General features: G+C 73.7%; 17 protein-coding genes. 5 read left to right on the top strand and 12 right to left on the bottom strand.

Annotation, left to right across the window (positions count from 1 at the left end):
- Positions 1–5 precede the first annotated feature (5 nt).
- The 5 genes from AB7J25_RS18895 to gatC form a co-directional block, all read right to left on the bottom strand.
- Positions 6–1,409: an ROK family protein gene (locus tag AB7J25_RS18895; protein WP_428510837.1), complete on the bottom strand. Its 1,404-nt coding sequence runs from the start codon at positions 1,407–1,409 to the stop codon at positions 6–8.
- Entirely contained in the window at positions 1,399–2,229 is an 831-nt protein-coding gene (locus tag AB7J25_RS18890; RefSeq protein ID WP_428510835.1) for a sigma-70 family RNA polymerase sigma factor, read from the bottom strand. Before AB7J25_RS18890 ends, AB7J25_RS18895 begins: the two co-directional genes overlap by 11 nt.
- Before the next feature lie 195 nt (positions 2,230–2,424).
- Positions 2,425–3,927: an Asp-tRNA(Asn)/Glu-tRNA(Gln) amidotransferase subunit GatB gene (gene gatB / locus AB7J25_RS18885; protein WP_428510833.1), complete on the bottom strand. Its 1,503-nt coding sequence runs from the start codon at positions 3,925–3,927 to the stop codon at positions 2,425–2,427.
- 76 nt (positions 3,928–4,003) lie between these two features.
- Positions 4,004–5,512, bottom strand: coding sequence for an Asp-tRNA(Asn)/Glu-tRNA(Gln) amidotransferase subunit GatA (gene gatA, locus AB7J25_RS18880; protein ID WP_428510831.1), 1,509 nt, complete (start codon positions 5,510–5,512; stop codon positions 4,004–4,006).
- On the bottom strand, positions 5,509–5,823 hold the full coding sequence (gene gatC / locus AB7J25_RS18875; protein WP_428510829.1) for an Asp-tRNA(Asn)/Glu-tRNA(Gln) amidotransferase subunit GatC: 315 nt from the start codon (positions 5,821–5,823) through the stop codon (positions 5,509–5,511). The genes gatA and gatC overlap by 4 nt, the downstream gene beginning before the upstream one ends.
- A 201-nt stretch (positions 5,824–6,024) precedes the next feature.
- Here gatC and AB7J25_RS18870 point away from each other — a divergent pair, with 201 nt between their 5' ends.
- Positions 6,025–6,684 (top strand): ACT domain-containing protein, encoded by a 660-nt coding sequence (locus AB7J25_RS18870; RefSeq protein WP_428510827.1) that lies wholly within the window; start codon positions 6,025–6,027, stop codon positions 6,682–6,684.
- A 62-nt stretch (positions 6,685–6,746) separates the two neighbouring features.
- On the opposite strand, the gene AB7J25_RS18865 is transcribed toward AB7J25_RS18870, so the two are convergent.
- Positions 6,747–7,466, bottom strand: coding sequence for a 3-keto-5-aminohexanoate cleavage protein (locus tag AB7J25_RS18865; protein ID WP_428510825.1), 720 nt, complete (start codon positions 7,464–7,466; stop codon positions 6,747–6,749).
- A 267-nt stretch (positions 7,467–7,733) separates the two neighbouring features.
- Positions 7,734–10,142, bottom strand: a complete 2,409-nt coding sequence (gene ligA, locus AB7J25_RS18860) for an NAD-dependent DNA ligase LigA (protein ID WP_428510823.1) — start codon at positions 10,140–10,142, stop codon at positions 7,734–7,736.
- A gap of 103 nt (positions 10,143–10,245) precedes the next feature.
- Here ligA and AB7J25_RS18855 point away from each other — a divergent pair, with 103 nt between their 5' ends.
- Positions 10,246–10,842, top strand: a complete 597-nt coding sequence (locus AB7J25_RS18855) for a hypothetical protein (RefSeq protein WP_428510822.1) — start codon at positions 10,246–10,248, stop codon at positions 10,840–10,842.
- Here the strand turns inward: AB7J25_RS18855 and AB7J25_RS18850 are convergent.
- On the bottom strand, positions 10,832–11,932 hold the full coding sequence (locus tag AB7J25_RS18850) for a pyridoxal-phosphate-dependent aminotransferase family protein (protein WP_428510820.1): 1,101 nt from the start codon (positions 11,930–11,932) through the stop codon (positions 10,832–10,834). The two genes, AB7J25_RS18855 and AB7J25_RS18850, sit on opposite strands and share 11 nt — an antisense overlap.
- Positions 11,933–12,247: 315 nt before the next feature.
- Between AB7J25_RS18850 and AB7J25_RS18845 the strand changes: the two genes are divergently transcribed.
- Positions 12,248–13,291, top strand: a complete 1,044-nt coding sequence (locus AB7J25_RS18845) for a hypothetical protein (protein WP_428510818.1) — start codon at positions 12,248–12,250, stop codon at positions 13,289–13,291.
- Positions 13,292–13,637: 346 nt separating this feature from the next.
- A complete protein-coding gene (locus tag AB7J25_RS18840; protein ID WP_428510816.1) occupies positions 13,638–14,933 on the top strand; it encodes an excalibur calcium-binding domain-containing protein in 1,296 nt (431 codons plus the stop codon).
- 71 nt (positions 14,934–15,004) lie between these two features.
- Here the strand turns inward: AB7J25_RS18840 and katG are convergent, their stop codons facing one another.
- The 4 genes from katG to AB7J25_RS18820 form a co-directional block, all read right to left on the bottom strand.
- Positions 15,005–17,230: a catalase/peroxidase HPI gene (gene katG / locus AB7J25_RS18835; RefSeq protein WP_428510814.1), complete on the bottom strand. Its 2,226-nt coding sequence runs from the start codon at positions 17,228–17,230 to the stop codon at positions 15,005–15,007.
- An 18-nt stretch (positions 17,231–17,248) separates the two neighbouring features.
- Positions 17,249–17,686 (bottom strand): Fur family transcriptional regulator, encoded by a 438-nt coding sequence (locus AB7J25_RS18830; protein WP_428510812.1) that lies wholly within the window; start codon positions 17,684–17,686, stop codon positions 17,249–17,251.
- A gap of 90 nt (positions 17,687–17,776) precedes the next feature.
- A complete protein-coding gene (locus AB7J25_RS18825; protein ID WP_428510810.1) occupies positions 17,777–19,570 on the bottom strand; it encodes a PucR family transcriptional regulator in 1,794 nt (597 codons plus the stop codon).
- An 11-nt stretch (positions 19,571–19,581) separates the two neighbouring features.
- Positions 19,582–20,220 carry an MEDS domain-containing protein gene (locus AB7J25_RS18820; protein WP_428510808.1) on the bottom strand — a complete coding sequence of 213 codons (639 nt, stop codon included), beginning with the start codon at positions 20,218–20,220 and terminating at the stop codon, positions 19,582–19,584.
- A gap of 139 nt (positions 20,221–20,359) precedes the next feature.
- Here AB7J25_RS18820 and AB7J25_RS18815 point away from each other — a divergent pair, with 139 nt between their 5' ends.
- Positions 20,360–20,737, top strand: a complete 378-nt coding sequence (locus AB7J25_RS18815) for a nuclear transport factor 2 family protein (protein WP_428510806.1) — start codon at positions 20,360–20,362, stop codon at positions 20,735–20,737.
- Positions 20,738–20,922: the final 185 nt, after the last annotated feature.

Here is a 20,922-nt window from a genome sequence, read left to right as displayed (position 1 = left end):
GGATGCTAGGAGTCGGGTGTGTCACTCTGCTCGCCTGCTCTGCCAGCGGCAGGTGCCGTGCGCTGCGCGGTGGCGGCGCGCAGCGCCACCGTGGCGGCCGAGACACCCACGGGGCCGTCGGTGGTCCTGCGATGGATCGACGGGTCGCGGACCGCCTCGTACTCGACGAAGCGATCGATCATCCGCAGGCCAGCTTCGGCGGCCCGACCGGCCGCCGTCCCTGAGTCGTGCAGCGGTGCCGGCAGGTAGACGACCCATGCCCTCGGGTTGAGCAGCAGCTGGATGGCGGCCATCCCCCGCGCAACGTCCTCCGCGGCTTCGCGGAACACCGTCACCGACTTCTCCGCCAGGTCCTGGTCCGCCAGCGCGTCGAGGCGGTGGGCCACGTCGGCGATCGTGGTGACGTCGATCCCGAGGTTGTCCGCGATCCGGCGGGCCATCGCAGGGACGCTCGCCACCGCTTCGATCGACCCGGACGTACCGGGGGCGACAAGCCACGGGTTCGGAACGAAGACACCGATCTCCATCGGGTGCGGCTGCACCGCGCGGTCCTGGACGTACTTCGCCCCGATGCCGTCCCCGACGAGGAGCAGCGCGAACGTGCCGTGCTGCGTGCCCAGGCCGAACTCGACCTCCCAGTGGGCCAGCGCCTGGGTGTCGTTGAAGACCGACACGTCGCGCTGCGTACGAGCGCGCAGGAGGTCCCCGAGCCGGACGTTCTCCCACGGCCTGCCGCGGCGCTGCTTGGCGTAGTACGTCACGACCCCCGTGGCGCTGTCCACCGGCCCGCCGATCTGCAGGGCGACCGGGGCGTCACCCCCGAGCGGGTCGACGATCCCGCAGATGGCCTCGACGACCTCGGCGGGCGAGCCCTCGTCGAGCGGCGCGGTCCGGATCCCGAACACCCGTCCCCGCCGGTCGACCACGCCCGCACGCACCTCCTTCGGCAGCACCTCGATGCCGACGACGGGGTGCTCCTCCCGCGTCCAGGCGGCGAAGCCGGTCCAGCAACTCTCCAGGACGCTCGCCTCGTCGTCGTCCAGCTCGACGTCGACGGTGCCGCCTCGCGCGGTCACCAGCTCCTGCGCCGCGGCCCACACCCGCTCGCCGAGCAGGTCGCGCGTCACGGCGAGCGCCGGGGATGCGGGATCGGCGGCCACCCCGGTCAGGCAGAGCGTGGCGGGGAGCGCCGCACCATCGGTGTCGTCGAACTCCACGAGCAGCCGGTCGTGCACGATCACCGACCGCGCGGCCGGGCACAGCAGGATCTCGACGACGATGGCGTCGTCGTGGCGACGGTAGTGGAGCCGGACCGCCGGATCGCGGCGCCACAGACCGCGGGCCAGCGAGCGCCGCAGCGGCCCGGAACGGGCCGCGACCCCGTTCTCGACGTCCACATCAGTCCACATCGGAGTCGCCCCTCGTCTCGGTGTCGAGCACGCGCTCGATCCGGGCCATCGCTCGGTACAGGGCCTCGGCCACGTCGGCCGCGGTCATCCTGAGGTGCTCGGCCGCGGCGGCGGCCGAGCCGTGCTTGCGTACCGCTCGCATGACGGAGTCCTCCTCGGGTGTGAGCCCGAAGGCGGCGTGCAGGACCTTGAGGCCCCGTTCCTTCTGCTTGCGGACGGAGTCGTAGGAGAGGTCGGCCAGCTCGGCGAACTCCTTCAACGACACGTCCAGGCCCCACATGACCAGCAGGACGACCTGCGCCATGTCGCGGGTCAGGCCGAGCGAGCGGAGCCGCTGCAGGTTCCAGTCCGGGCCGATCCACGGGTTCTGGTTCGCGACGCCGCCGAGGTAGGAGCGGGCCGGCGTCTGGCCCTCCTGCTCGGCGGCGAGGGCCCCGAGCCGTTCCGGGTCGTGGTAGCCGATGCGCCCGGCGCGCCGGCCGCGCAGCATGTCGCCCGCCTTCCAGCGGGCCCGCCGTTCGAGCCATCTCCGAAGGCCGCGACGGCCGAGCTGGATGGCGTCGCAGTCGTGCAGCCCCAGGAGAACCTCCTGGTGGAGGTCGTCGGCCTCCACGCTGTGGACGCGGGCGACGCGCGCGATCATCGTGGTGAACCAGGCGTGCTCCTCGGCGACCAGCTGCTCGAGGTACTGCCAACCGACCGGCCGCGGCGTCCCCGCCCGGAACCGGTCCAACACCTCGCGCGGGTCGGCGATCGGCGGGAGCACGCCGGCAACGGGATCGACCACGACGTCCGGACCGTCCCGCGCACCGTCGTCCATCGCCTCCCCTTCCGCCGCCCGACCACATACGCAACCACGACGTTCCGATGTGACGAGCGATACCGGAATCACCCGGACGGAGCAGCAGGCCTCAAGGAGGGGGTCGCGCTCTTGCCATGCACCAGGTACTCCATGAGACGGCACAGGCGTGACAGAGGGCCCGTTCCGCGGAACGGGCCCTCTGCACAACAGGAATCAGCCCCCGCAGCGCTCCAGGATCAGCTCCCGCACTCGCTTGGCATCAGCCTGCCCGCGCGTCGCCTTCATGACCGCCCCGACGATCGCCCCCGCGGCCGCCACCTTGCCACCGCGGATCTTCTCCACGACGTCCGGCTGCGCCGCCAGGGCCTCGTCCACGGCGGCGACGAGCGCGCCCTCGTCCGAGACGACGGCGAGCCCCCGGGCGGCCACCACCTCGTCCGGGGAGCCCTCGCCGGCGAGCACCCCGTCGACGGCCTGGCGCGCCAGCTTGTTGTTGAGCGAACCCGACGCGACCAGCTCGATCACCCGCGCCACCTGGCCCGGGGTGATCGGCAGCTCGTCGAGGGCGACACCGCGGCTGTTGGCCTGCTGCGCGAGATAGGCCACCCACCAGGAGCGGGCGTCGCCGACCGGAGCCCCCGCGGCGACCGTGGCCTCGATCAGCTCCAGCGCCCCGACGTTGACGAGGTCGCGCAGCTCGGCGTCCGTGAGCCCCCAGTCGGCCTGGATGCGCCGCCGGTGCACCCACGGCAGCTCGGGCAGCGTGGCGCGCAGCTCCTCGATCCACTCCGCTGACGGCGCGATCGGCACGAGGTCCGGCTCGGGGAAGTAGCGGTAGTCCTCGGCGGTCTCCTTGCGGCGCCCGGCGGAGGTGGTTCCGGTGGCCTCGTCGAAGTGCCGCGTCTCCTGCACGACCTTCTCGCCCGCGTCGAGGACGGCGGCCTGCCGCGTCATCTCGAAACGGACCGCCCGCTCGACCGAGCGCAGCGAGTTGACGTTCTTCGTCTCGGTGCGTGTGCCGAACTCGGCCGTGCCCTTCGGCATCAGCGAGACGTTGGCGTCGCAGCGCAGGGACCCCTGGTCCATGCGGACGTCCGAGACGCCGAGGGCGCGCAGCAGGTCGCGCAGCGCCGTCACGTAGGCCCGCGCCACCTCGGGCGCGCGCGCGCCGGTGCCGACGATCGGCTTGGTGACGATCTCGATCAGCGGCACGCCCGCGCGGTTGTAGTCCAGGAGCGAGTACTCGGCGCCGTGGATCCGCCCGGTGGCGCCGCCGACGTGCAGCGACTTGCCGGTGTCCTCCTCCATGTGCGCGCGCTCGATCTCGACGCACACCGTCGAGCCGTCCTCCAGCTCGAGGTCCAGCCGGCCGTTCACGGCGATCGGCTCGTCGTACTGCGAGGTCTGGAAGTTCTTCGGCATGTCCGGGTAGAAGTAGTTCTTCCGGGCGAACCGCCCCCACGGCGCGATGGCGCAGTTCAGCGCCAGGCCGATGCGGATCGCGGACTCGACCGCCCGGTGGTTCACGACCGGCAGCGAGCCGGGCAGGCCCAGGCACACGGGGCACACCTGCGTGTTCGGCTCGGCGCCGAACTCCGTGGGGCAGCCGCAGAACATCTTCGTGGCGGTGTTCAGCTCGACGTGCACCTCGAGCCCGAGGACGGGGTCGTAGCGCTCGACCACGTCCTCGTACGCCACCAGGGTGGGCGCAGTCACCGGGCCACCCCCGTCGAGAACGACGTTGTGCTGATCAACAGGGCCTCCGGAGGTGCGTAACGTCGTTCTCGACGGGTCACCGGGCCACCTCCGGAACTCGCTGGATCAGGGGACCGCCGTCTTCCGCGTCCCGCGCGGCCTCGTACGCGGCAGCGACGCGGTACATCGCCGCCTCGCCGAGCGCGGGCGCCATCACCTGCAGCCCCACCGGCAGGCCGTCGGACAGCCCGCACGGCACGGACATCCCAGCGGTGCCGGCGAGGTTCGTCGGGATGGTGGCGAGGTCGTTGAGGTACATGGCGAGCGGGTCGTCGACCTTCTCCCCGATCGGGAACGCGACGGTCGGCGCCGTGGGCGACACCAGGACGTCCGCCTTGGCGAAGGCCGCGGCGAAGTCCCGCGAGATCAGCGTGCGGACCTTCTGCGCCTGCCCGTAGTAGGCGTCGTAGTAGCCGGACGACAGCGCGTACGTGCCGAGGATGACGCGCCGCTTCACCTCGGGGCCGAACCCGGCCTCGCGCGTGGCGGCCATGACCTCCTCGGCAGACGCGCCTGCGTCGACGCGCAGGCCGTAGCGCATCGCGTCGAACCGCGCGAGGTTCGACGACACCTCGCTCGGCAGGATCAGGTAGTACGCCGCGAGCCCGTACTCGAAGTGCGGGCAGCTGACCTCGACGAGCTCTGCGCCGAGCTTCTCCAGCTGACGCAGCGCCGCGTCGTACGCGTCGCGGACCCCGGGCTGGTAGCCCTCGCCGCCGAGCTCCTTCACCACGCCGACCCGGACCCCGGCGAGATCGCCGGTGGCCCCGCGCCTCGTGGCCTCGACGACGGCCGGGACGGGCTCGTCGATCGAGGTGGAGTCCAGCGGGTCGTACCCGGCGATGACCTCGTGCAGGAGCGCCGTGTCCAGCACCGTCCGCGCGCACGGCCCGCCCTGGTCCAGCGACGACGCGCACGCGATGAGCCCGTAGCGCGACACCCCGCCGTACGTGGGCTTGACGCCGACGGTGCCGGTCATCGCGGCGGGCTGGCGGATGGAGCCGCCGGTGTCGGTGCCGATCGCGAGCGGCGCCTCGAACGCTGCCAGCACCGCCGCGGAACCGCCGCCGGAGCCACCGGGGATGCGACCGGTGTCCCACGGGTTGCGCGTGGGGCCGAACGCCGAGTGCTCCGTGGACGAGCCCATCGCGAACTCGTCCATGTTCGTCTTGCCGAGGATCGTGATGCCGGCCGCGCGCAGCCGGGAGGTCAGCGTGGCGTCGTAGGGCGGGCGCCAGCCCTCGAGGATCCGCGAGCCCGCGGTCGTGGGCATGTCCACGGTCGTGAACACGTCCTTGAGCGCGAGCGGCACCCCGGCCAGCGGCGACGCAGGTGCGTTGCCGCCCGCGAGCGACTCGTCGACCAGTGCCGCCGACGCCAGCGCCCCCTCGGTGGCGACGTGCAGGAACGCGTGGATGCCGTCCACTCCGCCGTCGACAGCGGCGATCCGGTCCAGGTGCGCCTGCGCCACCTCGACGGCCGACACCTCGCGGGAGTGGATCTTCGCAGCGAGCTCGGCGGCCGTCATCCGGACGAGCTCGGTCATGCCTCCTCCCCCAGGATCTGCGGGACGCGGAAGCGCCCGTCCTCGCTCGCCGGGGCCCCCGCCAGCGCCTGCTCCTGGGTGAGCCCCGGGCGGCGCTCGTCGGGCCGGAAGACGTTGAGCAGCGGCACGGCGTGCGACGTCGGCGGGATGTCGTCGGCGGCGACCTCGCCGACGCGGGCGACCGCGCCGAGGATCACGTCGAGCTGCCCGGCGAAGACGTCGAGCTCGTCGTCGGTGACCGCGAGGCGCGCGAGGCGCGCGAGATGCGCCACCTCCTCGCGGGTGATGGCGCCGGAATCGGCGGCGGACATGTCCCTCCCGGAAGGCGAGATTCGGCAGGCCGAGGTCGGATCGTGGACGGCGGGTGCGGCGGCGGCGACAGGCGGCGACGGCTGCACGACACCGCGTGCACGATCGGTGTGAGCCCGGCGATGTCCGAGTGTAGGCCCGGGCCTGATTGAATCCTGCAGGGCCACCGGCCGTGCCGGAGACGAGGGAAGGGGACTGGACGGGTGTCGTACCTGCTCCGCGTCGTCCTCCCGGACCGGCCCGGCAGCCTCGGCGCGGTCGCCACCGCTCTGGGCAACGCCGGTGCGGACATCCTCGGTGTGGACGTCGTCGAGCGCGTCGGCGGGATCGCCGTGGACGACCTCGCCGTCGAGCTGCCGCCAGGCCGCCCCCCGGACGTGCTGATCACCGCGGCCGAGGCCGTGCCCGGCGTCGAGGTCGAGTCCGTCCGGCCCCACTCGGGGCGCCTCGACACCCACCGGGAGCTGGAGCTCCTCGAGGAGATCGCGGGCAACCCGGGCGACGGGCTGAAGCTGCTCGCCGACGGCGTCGCCCGGATCTTCCGCGCCGGGTGGGCGCTCGTCGTCGCGCGCGAGGGTGAGCGCTCCTACCGGCTCGCCGAGAGCACCGCCGCCCCCGAGACGACCGCGGGCGACCTGCCGTGGCTGCCGTTGCAGCGGGCCGTCGTCGTCGACCCTGCGGTGCACTGGGTTCCCGAACCGTGGAGCGACCTCGACACCGAGCTCGCCGCCGCCCCCTACGGCGTGGGCTCACCGCCGCAGGCGATCGTCGTCGGGCGACCCGGAGGACCGGCGTTCCGCCCGACGGAGCTGGCGCGGCTGGCGCATCTCGCGGGGGTCGTGACGACGGTGCTCGGGTCCTGACGCAACGAGCGGCGCGTTCGTCCCACTGAGTTGGACGAACGTGCCGCTCGTTGCAGATGGAGTCAGACGCGGATGCCGAGCGCGGTGCTCACGAGGTCGTCGTTGCCGGTGGCGAGCCAGCCGTCCGGGCGCACGAGGACGTCCTCGAAACCGATCCGGGTGTCGACCCCCATGCGCAGCGCGTACTCCAGCACGGGCCAGGCGCCCTCCTCCTCGCCGTGCAGCAGCACCGGCACCGGCAGGTTGCCGAGCGCGCGCAGGATGCGGACGGCTTCGGCGACCGCGGTCTCGGGATCGGACACCGTCGACTCCGCGAGCACCCGCACCGTGCCCGGGGGCACACCGTTCTGGCGCAGCACCACCGCGTCGCCGCCGGTCCAGACGCCGAGCTCCACCCCGATGCCGACGGACACCGCCGCCGCGCACACGTCCTTCCAGCCCTTCTCGTGGACGTTGATCGCGCACACGTCCGGCTTGCCGATGCCGAGGCGGCCCCACCGCAGGACGGCGGCGATGCGCTCGCGGGGATCGGGCTCGATCCAGCGGCCGATGGCGACGCCGATCTCCATGCCGGGGGCGTCGGCGCGGATCGCGGCGACGGCGTCCCCGACGTGCACGGGGTCGAGCGACTCCTCCCCCTTCGCGTCCCGCGGATGCACGTGCACCGACGACACGCCGAGGCGGGCGACGGCCCGTGCGTCGCGCGCGAGATGACGAGCGACGACCGGCAGTGCCGGATGCGCGTCGGCAGGACGTGATCCGTTCAGCACGGCCTGCAGCACGCGTGGCCACCTCGTCTCTTCCGTGGGCCGCTCGAGCCCGCCGATCGCTCCCGTGGCCGCACGACCGCGGGCGAAGGAAGAAGGCTAGTCCGTCATGGCGTCGCGCGGCCCGCCCAGATGGAGAGTGTCGATGTGTCCGTCGCCTCAGTCGATCGAGTGACGGCACACGGATGCCGGGTGCCGACGGCGTGCGAGCGACCCGGACCGGTCCGGTCCGGTACGCGCCGGGGCCGGGCCGGCCGGCGAGACCGGGCGAGACCGGGGGGTTCAGCCCTCCACGGTGGCCACGGCCCGTGCCTTCTCCGGGCCCTCGTCGAGGAGCACCCGGAACCCGGCCTCGTCCAGGATCGGGACGCCGATCTCGAGGGCCTTGTCGTACTTCGAGCCGGGTGCGTCGCCCGCCACGACGAACGCCGTCTTCTTCGACACCGACCCTGCGGCCCGCCCGCCCCGCGCGGCGATGGCCTCCTTGGCCTCGTCCCGGGAGAACCCCTCCATCGACCCGGTGACCACGATCGACAGGCCCTCCAGCGTGCGCGGGACCGAGGTGTCCGCCTCGTCGACCATCCGCACGCCGGCAGCCCGCCACTTCGCGACGACCTCGCGGTGCCAGTCCACGGTGAACCAGTCCCGCACGGCGGCGGCGATCGTCGGGCCGACACCCTCGACGCCCGCGATCGGGGCCAGTGCGGCGGCCAGCGCCTTCGCCTGCGCGCGGGCAGCGTCGCGTTGCGCCTTCGCGGCGGCTGCGAGCACCGCGTCGGCAGCGGCGTCGGGAGCGGCGGTATCGCCATCGGCGGCGACGTCGGCATCGGACCCGGCGAGATCGGGATCGGCGCCGCCCGGGGTGACATCGGCCCCACCACCGAGATCGGCGGCCGAGCCGGAGTCGTCCGGCACGGTGGGATCGCCGGCCACCACGCCGTCCGCACCCGGCAGCTCCTCGGCCGCCGACCCGTCCGACGTGATCACCACCCCTGCCGCCGCGGTGTCCCGCGCGGCCTGCGCGGCGGCCGCCTCGATGGCGTCCATCGAGCGGAACTCGCGCGCCAGCGCCTGCGCCGCCGTCGGACCGACGTGGCGGATCGAGAGCCCGACGAGCACCCGCCACAGCGGCCGGTCCTTCGCCGCCTCGAGGTTGCCGAGGAGCTTGCGCCCGTTCACCGACAGCTCCCCCGCCTTGGTGCGGAAGAGCTCGGTGCGCAGCAGGTCCTCCTCGGTGAGGGCGAAGACGTCCCCCTCGTCCTGCACCACACCGGCCTTGAGCACGGCGACGGCGGCCTCGTAGCCGAGGCCCTCGATGTCGAACGCGCCCCGTCCTGCGACGTGGAACAGCCGCTCCCGCAGCTGCGCGGGGCAGGAGCGGGCGTTGGGGCAGCGCCGGTCCACGTCGCCCGCCTTCTGCTGCACGAGCGCGGTGCCGCACTCCGGGCAGTGGGTGGGCATGACGAACTCGCGCTGCGTGCCGTCCCTGGCCTCGACGACCGGCCCGAGCACCTCGGGGATGACGTCGCCCGCCTTGCGGATCACCACGCGGTCGCCGATGAGCACGCCCTTGCGGCGCACCTCGTCCGCGTTGTGCAGGGTGGCGAGCGAGACGGTGGAGCCTGCGACGACCACCGGCTCCATGACCGCGAACGGCGTGACGCGGCCGGTGCGCCCGACGTTGACCTGGATGTCGAGCAGGCTGGTGGTGGCCTCCTCGGGCGGGTACTTGTAGGCGATCGCCCAGCGCGGCGCGCGGGAGGTGGAGCCGAGCCTGCGCTGCAGCACCACCTCGTCCACCTTGACGACGACGCCGTCGATCTCGTGCTCGATGTCGTGGCGGCGCTCGCCCCAGTACTCGACGTGCGCGACGACCTCGTCGATGCCGGCCAGCACGACCGTGCGCTCCGAGACGGGCAACCCCCAGGCGCGCAGCGCCGCGTATCCCTCGGACTGCCGGGACGGGGAGAAGCCGTCGCGCTTGCCGAAGCCGTGGCAGATCAGGCGCAGGTGCCGCGACGCGGTGACCCGCGGGTCCTTCTGCCGCAGCGATCCGGCCGCGGTGTTGCGCGGGTTCGCGTACGGCGGCTTGCCCGCCTCGACCATGAGCGCGTTGAGCGCGGCGAAGTCGTCCAGCCGGAAGTAGACCTCGCCGCGCACCTCGACCAGCGCAGGCACCGGGAACTCGGCGCTCTCACGGAGCCGCTCGGGGACCTCCGCCAGCGTGCGCATGTTGAGCGTGACGTCCTCGCCGACGCGGCCGTCTCCGCGGGTGAGCGCGCGGGTGAGCCGCCCCTTCTCGTACAGCAGGTTGACCGCCAGCCCGTCGATCTTGAGCTCGCACAGGTAGTGCACGCCGTGGGCGCCCACGTCCCGCGTGATCCGCTCCGCCCAGGCCAGCAGCTCGTCGGTGGTGAACGCGTTGTCCAGGCTCAGCATGCGTTCGAGATGGGCCTGGGCGCCGAACTCGGTGGTGAACCCGCCGCCGACGCGCTGCGTGGGCGACGAGGGCGCGACCAGCTCGGGATGCTCCTCCTCGATCGCCAGGAGCTCACGCCACAGCTCGTCGAACTGCCCGTCCGAGATCACGGGGGCGTCGAGCACGTAGTAGCGGAACTGGTGATCGGCGACCTCGGCGGCCAGCCGGGCGTGCCGCTCGGCGACCTCGGGCGGGGTGACGGGAGTGCTCACGGCCGGGAGGCTACCCAGACCGGCCGACGGTTTCCGCGCTCACCGATCGCCGATGTCCTATTGCGGACCGGAACCGGCCGCAATCCCCCGTACCGTGGTCGGCATGATCGAGGAAGCCCGGGTGTTCCTGCTCGCCGACGCCGCGGCCGTCGGCGTGTTCACGCGGATCACCGACTGGACGGTCGTCCTGCCACCGGTGTTCGACATGCCCGGCGCGGACCGCCCGCGGCCGCTGCGGCAGGCGGTCGACCACCTCGCCTACGACGACGCGTGGGTGCCCGCCATGCTCGCGGGCGCCACGATGGACGACGTCGGCCGCACGCGCTTCGACGGCGACCTGCTCGGCGAGGACCGCGCCGCGGGCCTCGTCCGCATCGGCGAGGCCGCCCGCGCGGCCGCCGCAACCGTCACCGATCCGGACGCGGTCGTGCACTGCTCCTTCGGCGACTGCACCACCGCCGACTACCTCTGGCAGCTGAACATCGCGCGCACGCTCTCCGCGTACGACGTCGCGACACTCATCGGGGCGCCGTGCCCGCTCGGGGAGGACCTCGCCCGCGGGATGTTCGCGGGCACGGCACCCACCGCGCGCACGTGGCGGGAGTTCGGGATCTACCGCACGCCGGCGGCGGTCCCGCCCGGCGCGCCGTGGCGGGACCGCTACCTGGCCCTCACCGGGCGCGAGCCGCTCAGGACTTGAGCAGCTCCCGCACCGCACCCAGCACCGTGACGACCGAGCGTTCGGTCGCGGCGTGCCCCATCAGGCCGATCCGCCACGCGCGGCCGGCGAACTCGCCGAGCCCGCCGCCGACCTCGATGCCGTACTCGTCGAGCAGCCGGCGCCGGGTCGCGGCCTCGTCCACCCCGTCGGGCAGCAGGGCGGCGGTGAGCTGCGGCAACCGCACGCCTTCCGCCGCCGCCAGCCGGAACCCGAGATCGGGCAGCGCCGCCTGCAGCAGCGCACCGACGCGGGCGTGACGCTCCCAGACCTGCTCGATCCCCTCCTCCAATAGGCGGCCCAGCCCGGCGTGCAGGGCGTAGGCGAGCGTCGAGGACGCGGTGTGGTGGTAGGTGGGCGGGCTCGCGAGGAAGTAGCGCTGCAACAGGCCGAGGTCCAGGTAGAACGACCCCACCGGGGTGCGCCGCGCGGCCATCTTCGCCACCGCGCGCGGACCGAGCGTCACCGGGGCGAGCCCTGGCGGGGCGCCCAGGCACTTCTGCGACGCGGAGTAGCAGGCGTCGATCCCCCACGCGTCGACCTCGAGCCGGGTGCCGCCGAGGGCGGTGACGGCATCGACCAGCAGCAGCGTGTCGGTGCCCGCCAGCTCGGCCCCGACCGGGGCGACGTCGTTGCGCACGCCCGTGGACGTCTCGGCCGAGACGACGGCGAGCACCGCCGCGTGCGGGTGGGCGCGGCGGGCGGCGAGGAGGTCCGCCGGGTCCAGCGCGGTGCCCCACGGCGCCTCGACCCGCACGACCTGCGCCCCGGCGCGGCGCGCCACCTCGCACAGCCGCTCGCCGAAGTAGCCGTTCACCCCGACGATCACCGTCTCGCCCGGCTCCACCAGCGAGACGACGCAGGCCTCCATGCCGGCGCTGCCCGTCCCGCTGACGGGCAGGGTGAGCTCGTTGGACGTGCGGAACACCGCCCGCAGGCGGTCGGCGATCCCGGCGACGACGCCGAGGTACTCGGCGTCGAGATGGCCGAGGACGGGCCGCTGCAACGCCTCGACGGCCTCGGGGTACGGCGCGGACGGGCCGGGCCCGAGCAGAAGATGATCAGAGTTCACGGGGGGTGAAACTAGTCCTGGACCGTGCGGCAGGCGACGACGGACAGGAACCTGATCGGCAGCGCCACCAGCTCCTTCGGCCCGTGCGCGCTCTCGCCGTCGAACCTGCAGGGCGTCGCCGGGGCGGATCCGGCTGGCCGCGAGGGCCGCGCCCGCGCGGCTGGCCGCGATGGCCGCGCCCGCGGATCGCCTGCAGCGGCAGGCGTGGGCCGGCCGGGTGATCCGGGTAACACCGGACGCCGCATCGGACGACCACCATCATGTCGACCGCTCCCCGACGCTCCCCGCTCCCGACCCGACAGGACCCCGTTCACCGTGCCCGACCTCGACCTCCTCCCCGCCGACAGGTCCGTCACCCTCACCGGTGAGCAGCACCACCAGCACGCCCTCGCCGCGTACGCGCCGTTCCCGCGCGAGGTGGTCGTCGAGCTGGGGTGGTGCCGCATCGCGTCCGGCAAGTACGCCGGGCGGCGCGGTGTGGAGGCACGGCTCGGCGGCAGGCGGATCGGCGAGCTCACCTTTCGGATGTCGGAGCGCTACGCGCCGGTGATCTCCGACGCCCTGGCCCGCGGCGCGCGCCCGGGCTGCGTGGCGGTACTGCGGGTCGAGGAGCGCGGGATCCAGGCGGAGCTGCGGCTCCCCGCGGCGGACGCGACCGCCGGCCGGGCGGTCCCCCGGCCGCGCGGTCCCGTCGACGCGGCGGGAGTGCCCGCGCCGCGGACCCCCGGCGGCGTTCCGACCGGCACGGGTGCGCCGCGGCCGGCGCCGCCTCCGTTCCAGGCTCCGTCCCAGGCTCCGCCGCCGCGGAAGCGCCGCGCGTTGCCCGTGCTCGTCGCGGCGAGTGTCGTCGGGCTGTTCACCCTCATCGGGATCGGGAGCCGGTACGGCGATCCGGCGGTCGCGACACGGACCGGGACGGCCGAGCGGACGAGTGCCGCAGCCGCGCCGAACGCCCCGGCGTCGCCCCCGGTCGGCACGGCGCCCGCCCCGCTCGCACCCGCGTCGGCCCCGTCGACGACGGGGCCGACGCCGATCCCGGCCAGCACCCGGGCCGAGCCGTCGCGCGGGGCGTCCCGGACGTCCGCGGCGCCGTCGATCCGGCGCAGCAGCGCTCCGACGAACACCGCGCCGACGAACACCGCGCCGACGAGCAGCAAGGCGACACCGAAGCCCACGAAGGCCGCCGGAAGCGGATGCCACCCCAACTACGCGGGCGCCTGCGTGCCGATCGCCTCCGACGTCGACTGCGAGGGCGGCAGCGGGAACGGTCCGGCGTACGTCCGGGGGCCGGTGCGGATCGTCGGCGAGGACGTCTACGGGCTCGACGGCGGCGGCAAGCCCGGCATCGGCTGCGAGTAGCCGACCGTCCCCCGTCCCCCGTCGACCGTCCTCACCGACCTCCGCCACACCCCGCAGGGGCCGCAGCCTCTGCGAGGCATGCATCATCCCTGCGAGGACGCGGGGCGCCGAGACGGTCCGGGCGACCGCGCGACCATCACGAGCGGCACGCGCACCGCCTATATCACCTCGGCCTGACTCACGGACCGTCACCCCCGGTGGTGCAGGTGGTCACGCCGTGCGATATTGCTACCGATTCAGCCCCGCTCGGTAACGCCACACCCCCCATCGTGCGACGTCAGAGTGGCATGCGGTGACCCAGAGTGATCATCGCCGCCGTACCGCTCCCCACGGAAACGGACGCGCCATGGAGAACTCCACCGTTGGACTCACCCTGTTGCCGCCCGGACGAACCGTCCCCCTCGACCGGGACGGGTTGGGCGGCCACGACGACGACGTGCTCGACCGCTACCGGCCGCACGATCGCGCGGAACGGCGCGAGGTCGCGGTCGTCCTCGCCTGGTGCGAGCCGGAGGGCGGTCGCGACCCGGGCCTACTGGAGGTGCGGCTGGACGGGCGGGTGCTCGGCAGGCTGGACCACCGCACGTCGCAGCAGTACGCCCGCCTGGTCGACGACGTGCTGGACCGGGGCGAGCTCCCGGCCTGCACCGCATGCCTGCGGTCCACCGCGCACGGCGTCGTGGTGGAGCTGCAGATGCCGCGGGTCGCCGCGTCGCACGCCGCGGGCGACCACACTGCAGCCGACCACGGCGCGGGCGACCACACTGCAGCCGACCGCGGCGCGGTCGACCACGCCGCGGAGCCGGTGACGACGCGGCTGCCGCTGTCCCTCCCCGATCACGTGTCCGTCCCCGATCACGCCGACGCCCCCCCGTCCGGCGAGGCGCCCCCCAAGCCCTCCCCCACCCGCCGCCGCGATGCCCCGGCCTCCCCGGCCGCCCTGGCCACCGTCCCCGAAGCCACCCCCGACGCCGACGCCACTCCCGAGTTCGTCCCCGAGTTCGTCCCCGGCACGATCCCGCCTCCGGCCCCCATCCCCGACTCGGAGGTGACGGCGATCCATCCGGTCACGGTCCCGCCGCCGCGGAGATCACCGGACCCGCTGATCGGTTTCCCGCGCGCGACGGACGACTGGTCCCCGCCACCGCTGGAGACGTTCCCGGCGGTGGTGGTCGACTGGTCGGTCGCCGAACCGGCGCCGCGGACGCGGCGGGCGGGGCCGTGGTGGATCGCGGCGGGCGTCGCCGCCGTGCTGCTCACCGCCGGACTCGTGGGGCGCGCAGCCGTGCACGAACCCGCCTCGCCGCAGGCCGTTGTCACCACGCCGGTCGCACCGCCCAGCACCACAGCCCCGGCCACCTCGACCGGCTCGGCCACGCCGTCGGCCTCGCGCTCGACCTCGCCCTCCGCCGTCCGGACGTCGAAGAGCAAGGCCCGCCCCGCCACGCCGTCCACCACGCGCCGGGCGACGCCGTCCACGACGCGCCGGGCCACCCCGACGACCACGCGCGGGGCGGCGACCCCGGTGCGCTACCCGAACTGCGCGTCCGCCCGCGCCGCGGGCGCCGCCCCGCTCGCCGTGGGCGAGCCCGGCTACAGCGCGGCGCTCGACACGGACGGCGACGGCCTGGCCTGCGAGTAGCCGCGGAACGGCCGGTGGCCGCGGCGATCACGCCGCGGCCACCGGATCGAGCGGTGCAGGTCAGGTGCGGATCAGCGCACGTCGTACCGGTCGAGGTCCATGACCTTCGCCCACGCGGCGACGAAGTCCGCCACGAACTTGTCCTTCGCGTCGTCGCTCGCGTAGACCTCGGCGAGTGCCCGCAGCTCGGAGTTCGAACCGAAGACGAGGTCGACGCGGCTGCCGGTCCACTTGACGGCGCCGGAGGCGCGGTCGTGGCCCTCGAAGGCGTCGTCGTCGCCCGCCACCGCCTTCCACTCCGTGCCCATGTCGATCAGGTTCACGAAGAAGTCGTTGGTGAGCGTGCCGGGCGCGTCGGTGAGCACGCCCCGCGACGACCCGCCCGTGTTGGCGCCCAGCACCCGCAGGCCGCCGACGAGGACGGTCATCTCGGGGGCGGACAGGTTCAGCAGGTTCGCCTTGTCGACCAGGCGGTACTCGCCGGCCAGGGTGTCGCCCTTGCCGCGGTAGTTGCGGAAGCCGTCGGCGACCGGCTCCAGGTAGGCGAACGACTCGACGTCGGTCTTCTCCTGCGTGGCGTCGGTGCGCCCCGGCGTGAACGGCACCGTGACGGCGCCGCCCGCGGCCTTCTCGATCGCGGCGCCGCCGCCGAGGACGACGAGGTCGGCGAAGGAGACCTTCTTGCCACCGCCCGCTGAGGCGTTGAAGTCGGCCTGGATGCTCTCCAGCGCCCGGATCACCTGGGCGAGGTCGTCCGGGTCGTTGGCCTCCCAGCCGACCTGCGGCTGCAGCCGGATGCGGCCGCCGTTCGCCCCACCGCGCTTGTCGCTGATGCGGAACGACGACGCCGCCGCCCACGCGGCCTTCACGAGCTGGGCGACCGAGAGACCCGAGTCGAGGATCTTCGCCTTGAGCGCCGCGACGTCGGCGGCGTCGACGAGCTCGTGGTCGACGGCCGGCACCGGGTCCTGCCAGAGCAGCTCCTCCTGCGGCACGAGCGGGCCGAGGTAGCGCTGGATCGGCCCCATGTCGCGGTGGGTGAGCTTGTACCAGGCGCGGGCGAACGCGTCGGCGAACTCGTCCGGGTTCTCGTAGAAGCGCCGCGAGATCGGCTCGTAGACCGGGTCGAAGCGCAGTGCGAGGTCGGTCGTGAGCATGCCCGGGGAGCGGTTGAGCTTGCCGTCCTCGGGGTCCGGCACGGTGTTCTTCGCCCGGCCCTCCTTCGGCGTCCACTGGTTGGCGCCCGCCGGGCTCTTGGTCAGCTCCCACTCGTACTCGAACAGGTTGTGGAAGAACCAGTTGCTCCACCGGGACGGGGTGGGGGTCCAGGTGACCTCGATGCCCGACGTGATGGCGTCGCGGCCCTTCCCGGAGCCGAAGCTGTTCTTCCAGCCGAAGCCCTGCTGCTCGATGGGCGCGCCCTCCGGCTCGGCGCCGACGAACTTGTCGGCGTCGGCGGCACCGTGGGTCTTGCCGAAGGTGTGGCCGCCCGCGATGAGGGCGACGGTCTCCTCGTCGTTCATCGCCATCCGGCCGAACGTCTCGCGGATGTCGCGGGCCGCGGCCAGCGGGTCCGGGGTGCCGTTCGGGCCCTCCGGGTTGACGTAGATGAGGCCCATCTGCACGGCACCGAGCGGCTTCTCCAGCTCACGGTTGCCCGTGTAGCGCTCGTCGCCGAGCCAGATGCGCTCCGGGCCCCAGTAGACGTCCTCGTCCGGCTCCCACACGTCGGCGCGGCCGCCTGCGAAGCCGAAGGTCGTGAAGCCCATGGTCTCCAGGGCCCGGTTGCCCGCGAACACCATGAGGTCGGCCCAGGAGATCTTCTTGCCGTACTTCTTCTTCACCGGCCAGAGCAGGCGGCGAGCCTTGTCCAGGTTGCCGTTGTCCGGCCAGCTGTTCAGCGGCGCGAAGCGCTGCATGCCCGCGCCCGCCCCGCCGCGGCCGTCGTCCACGCGGTAGGTGCCGGCGCTGTGCCAGGCCATGCGGATCATGAAGCCGCCGTAGTGGCCGAAGTCGGCGGGCCACCAGTCCTGCGAGGCGGTCAGCACCGCGTCGACGTCGGCGGACAGGGCGTCGAGGTCGAGGGAGTTGAACTCCTTGGCGTAGTCGAAGTCGGCACCCATGGGGTCGGAGGCCGGGGTGTGCTTGCGGAGGACCTTCAGGTTGAGCTGGTTGGGCCACCAGTCCGCGTTGCTCGCACCCTCGGTCGGGTGCCCGAGCCGGCCGGTGTGCACCGGGCAACCTCCGGCTTCCTCCACGTTCATCTCGCCAACTGCGGCGTCGGGCTTGTCAGACACGGGAATCCTTCCGATCGATCAGAGCGTCGAACTGTGCGTGGTGGAACAGTCGGGGCAGACGCCCCAGTAGATGACCTCGGCCTCGTCGATCACGAACCCGTGATCGTTCGAGGCACTGAGGCACGGCGTGGTGTCGACGGCGCAGTCGACGTCGGCGATGACGCCGCACGACCGGCAGACGACGTGATGGTGGTTGTCGCCCACACGCGACTCGTAGCGCGCGACGGAACCGCTCGGCTGGATGCGCCGGACGAGGCCCGCGCCCGTGAGCACGCGCAGCACGTCGTAGACCGCCTGGTGGGAGACCTCGCCGAGGCTCTCCCGCACGGCTCCGATGATCGAGTCCGTGTCGGCGTGGGGGGACTCGTGCACCGCCACCAGCACGGCCAGGCGCGGACGGGTCACGCGGAGTGCGGCACCGCGCAGCATGCGGTCGAAGTCCGGTGTGGTCGGCACGGGCCAGAGAGTGGCGCCAATTCTTGAACGAGTCAAGTTTGAGTCGACGAACGGGGCCGAATTCTCAGACTGAGACGGTGCCGGCCGGCCTCAGCCCGGGCCGGCGATCCTGCGCATGCCGTCGGCCAGCCGCACGGCGAGCTCCACGTTGAAGCGCACGTCGGCGTCGGCGATGTCGACGTCGAGGATCTCGCGGATGCGTCCGAGCCGGTACTTCAGCGTCGACGGGTGCACGGCCAGCCTGCGCGCCGTGGCGAGATGGCCGTCGCCGCGCAGGTACACCCCGAGGGTCTCCACGAGGCTGCCCCTGTTGCGGGCGTCGTAGCGCAGCAGCGGGCCGATCCAGCGCTCGACATGCTCGTCGAGGCGGTCGATGTGGTCGGTGTCGAACAGCAGGCGGTGCAGTCCCAGGTCGCGGAACCGCAGCGCGCCCCCGGGGGCACGGGGCGCCATCGCCGCCGCAACGAGCGCCTCGCGGTAGGCGGGCTCCAGGTCGCCGAGACCCTCCCGGACGTCGCTCGTCCCGACGGCGGCGGGCACGGCCGGGCCCACCCGTTCGAGGAGCCGTCGCACGCAGCGCTCCGCGGCCTCGGGCCGGATGATCGCGACGACGTCCGCCCCGATCATCCCGGCCAGGCCCCGGTCACCCGCGCGCAGCTCGTCGCGCACCACCGCGAACGCCCGCCTGCCGGAGCGTTCGGGGTCGTCGGGGTCCTGCAGGCGCAGGACGACCACGACGGCCGGGCCGTCACCGCGGTAGCCCAGGCGCGCCGCGAGGGCCGCGGGCACCGTGCCGTCGCCGCCGCGCAGCAGGGCGTCGTGCAGGAGGTCCCGGCCGAGCCGCTCCTCGGCCTCGGCGACGCTGCGCTCGATGAGCAGCCGCAGCGCGAGCACCAGCCGCCCGCCCTGGAACGTGGTGTGGTCGACGGGCCCGAGCTCGGTGGACCCGACCATGAGATACCCGAACGTCTCGCGGTGGGTGGCCACGCGCTGCACGAGGAACGGGCGCACGCCGGCGGCGGTGCCCAGGTCGACCGACCGCGGCGCGTGCTCGGGCTGGTGCCCGTTGAGCACCCTGGCCAGCTCGGAGGCCCGCGGCGGGACGACCGCGCGTGGCCCGCACCCGGCGTGGCCGAGGACGCGCCGCTCGGCGTCCAGCAGCCAGACCGGCGCGCCGATCCGGTCCGCGAGATGCCCGACGATCGCGTGCGCGTCCTTGCCGCGCAGCACCAGGTCGATCAGCTCCTCCTGCAGCGCCAGCGCGCGGGCGAGCAGGTCACCCTGCGCACGCAGGTCGCCCGCGAGCTCGTCGAGCGCGCGCACCCGTCGTTCCTCGGTCTCCCGCAGCCGGGCGACGTAGAGCGCGGTGGACGCCTGCGCCGACAGCGCCTGCACCAGCGTGAGGTCCTCGGGCACCGCCTCCGTGCGCCCGCCCGCCAGCAGGTAGCCCAACGACTCGGTCGAGACCCGCAAGGGCACGGCGAGCAGGGTCTGCACGCCCGCGCGGCGCAGCTCGGAGGGCACCGCCGCGCCCGCCGACCAGGTCGGTCGCAGCCGGTGCAGCCGCGGGCAGAGCAGGCGCAGCGCGCCGCCCACCCCGTCCTCGGATCCGGGCCCGCCCGCTCGGCCCGGCGTCACCGCTGGCGGCGCGTCGGGTCCGTCCGGATACCAGGCGACCGCGGCCAGCGGCAGCCGGGTCACCGCGGCGAGCCCGCCCGCGGCGAGCTCCGCCGCGGCCGCCGAGCTGGGGGCGGCGTGCATGAACGACCCGAGCATGACCACGGCGTTGAGCCCGACCACGGTCCCCTGGAGCTCCTCGTAGGTGACGGTGCGCATCGCGCCGCGCCCGGCGCCGTTGCGTGCCGCACCGGCGCCCGCGCGCACCGGCCGCCCCCTCAGGCCCGGCTGCCGCGCCCCGGCAGGAGCAGGGCGGGGTCGACGTGCGGGCTGCGCATCTCGATCCCGTTGAGCACCACGCGGTCGTGCAGACGCAGCAGGTCGTAGAGCTGCTCGCCGCGGGTCTGCTCCAGGTCGTACAGGCACAGCGTGATGGCGGTGACGGCGTCGAACTCCTCGGCGTAGAGCGCCTCGTACTCGATCAGGCGCTCCGTCCCGGGGCAGCCGCGCAGGCTCCAGCTCATCTCGCCGATCACGCAGGTGACCGGGTAGCCGTCGCGGGCGCTGCGGGCGAGGCCGTCGGTGTAGAAGCCGACCGTCCGCTCCGGGTCGAACCGCCCGCCCGCGAGGTACACCTCGTCGGAGGCCACGATCCGCACCTGGTCGCGCGCCACCGCCTCGGCGACGTCGGGCTCGCCGCCCGCCAGCTGCTCGACGACCTGGCGCGGGGTGCTCCGGTCGCACACGTAGATCACCCCGCACCCGGCGGCGACGGCCGCGCCGACGAGCGGGACGACGAACGCGTCCCGTTCGGCGTCACCGCGGTAGAACACACCGATGTGGTCGGTGACCCGCAGCATGGCGGACTCCAGGTCCAGCTCGACGGTACGTGCGGTCGTGTCCGCTCGCGTGCGCATCCGGTGACCCCTTCGTCAGGTCCACGACGGTACCGGGGGCGGACGCGGCAGCGGGTCGTCCACGATCGAAGAGTTGCCGCCGCCGGTTCGTCCCTCGCGCACGAAGCCGGGGCCGGTGCGCGGTGGTGAGACTGGGCCCATGGCCGACAACGAGACGATCCTGCGCGCGGCGATCGAGGCGATCGCCGCGCGCGACGCCGACGCGATGGCCGAGGTCCTCGCCGACGACATGGTCGTGCACGTCCCCGGGCACAGCCGCGTCTCCGGGACGCACCGCGGGCGGGGTGCGTTCGGCGCGCGGGTGCGGGAGGTGAGCGGGGGCAGCCTGACGATCGACGCGCACGACGTGCTGGGCTCGGCCGACCACGCCGTCGGGATCTACGTCATGCGCGTGGACGCGCCGGAGCGCAGCTTCTCCTGGCGCCACGTGAACGTCTACCACGTACGCGACGGGAAGATCGTCGAGGTGTGGTCGAACCCGTTCGAGCAGGACGAGTTCGACGCGTTCTTCGCCTGACGGGCTCGAACGTGCCCGTCCCCCGAAGCGTCGCTTCAGGACATGGCGGGTTCACGGCCCGTTCACGTCGCGGGCAACGTTCACCGGTGCGCTCAATGCGGGTAACAGAGCGACACGATTGCGGGGCGTACAAGGGAGGCATGACCGTCTCCGGCATGCCGCGTCCCACCCGCGCCGACGCGATC

The organism is Pseudonocardia sp., from assembly GCF_050246655.1.
Taxonomy (GTDB): Bacteria; Actinomycetota; Actinomycetes; order Mycobacteriales; family Pseudonocardiaceae; genus Pseudonocardia.
This window is presented reverse-complemented; position numbering and strand designations above follow the sequence as displayed.

Excerpts from the sequence above, each read along its gene's own strand:
- AB7J25_RS18895 (WP_428510837.1), bottom strand. The coding sequence starts at position 1,409 with ATGTGGACTGATGTGGACGTCGAGAACGGGGTCGCGGCCCGTTCCGGG.
- AB7J25_RS18890 (WP_428510835.1), bottom strand. The coding sequence starts at position 2,229 with ATGGACGACGGTGCGCGGGACGGTCCGGACGTCGTGGTCGATCCCGTT.
- gatA (WP_428510831.1), bottom strand. The coding sequence starts at position 5,512 with ATGACCGAGCTCGTCCGGATGACGGCCGCCGAGCTCGCTGCGAAGATC.
- gatC (WP_428510829.1), bottom strand. The coding sequence starts at position 5,823 with ATGTCCGCCGCCGATTCCGGCGCCATCACCCGCGAGGAGGTGGCGCAT.
- AB7J25_RS18855 (WP_428510822.1), top strand. The coding sequence starts at position 10,246 with ATGATCGAGGAAGCCCGGGTGTTCCTGCTCGCCGACGCCGCGGCCGTC.
- AB7J25_RS18840 (WP_428510816.1), top strand. The coding sequence starts at position 13,638 with ATGGAGAACTCCACCGTTGGACTCACCCTGTTGCCGCCCGGACGAACC.
- AB7J25_RS18820 (WP_428510808.1), bottom strand. The coding sequence starts at position 20,220 with ATGCGCACGCGAGCGGACACGACCGCACGTACCGTCGAGCTGGACCTG.
- AB7J25_RS18815 (WP_428510806.1), top strand. The coding sequence starts at position 20,360 with ATGGCCGACAACGAGACGATCCTGCGCGCGGCGATCGAGGCGATCGCC.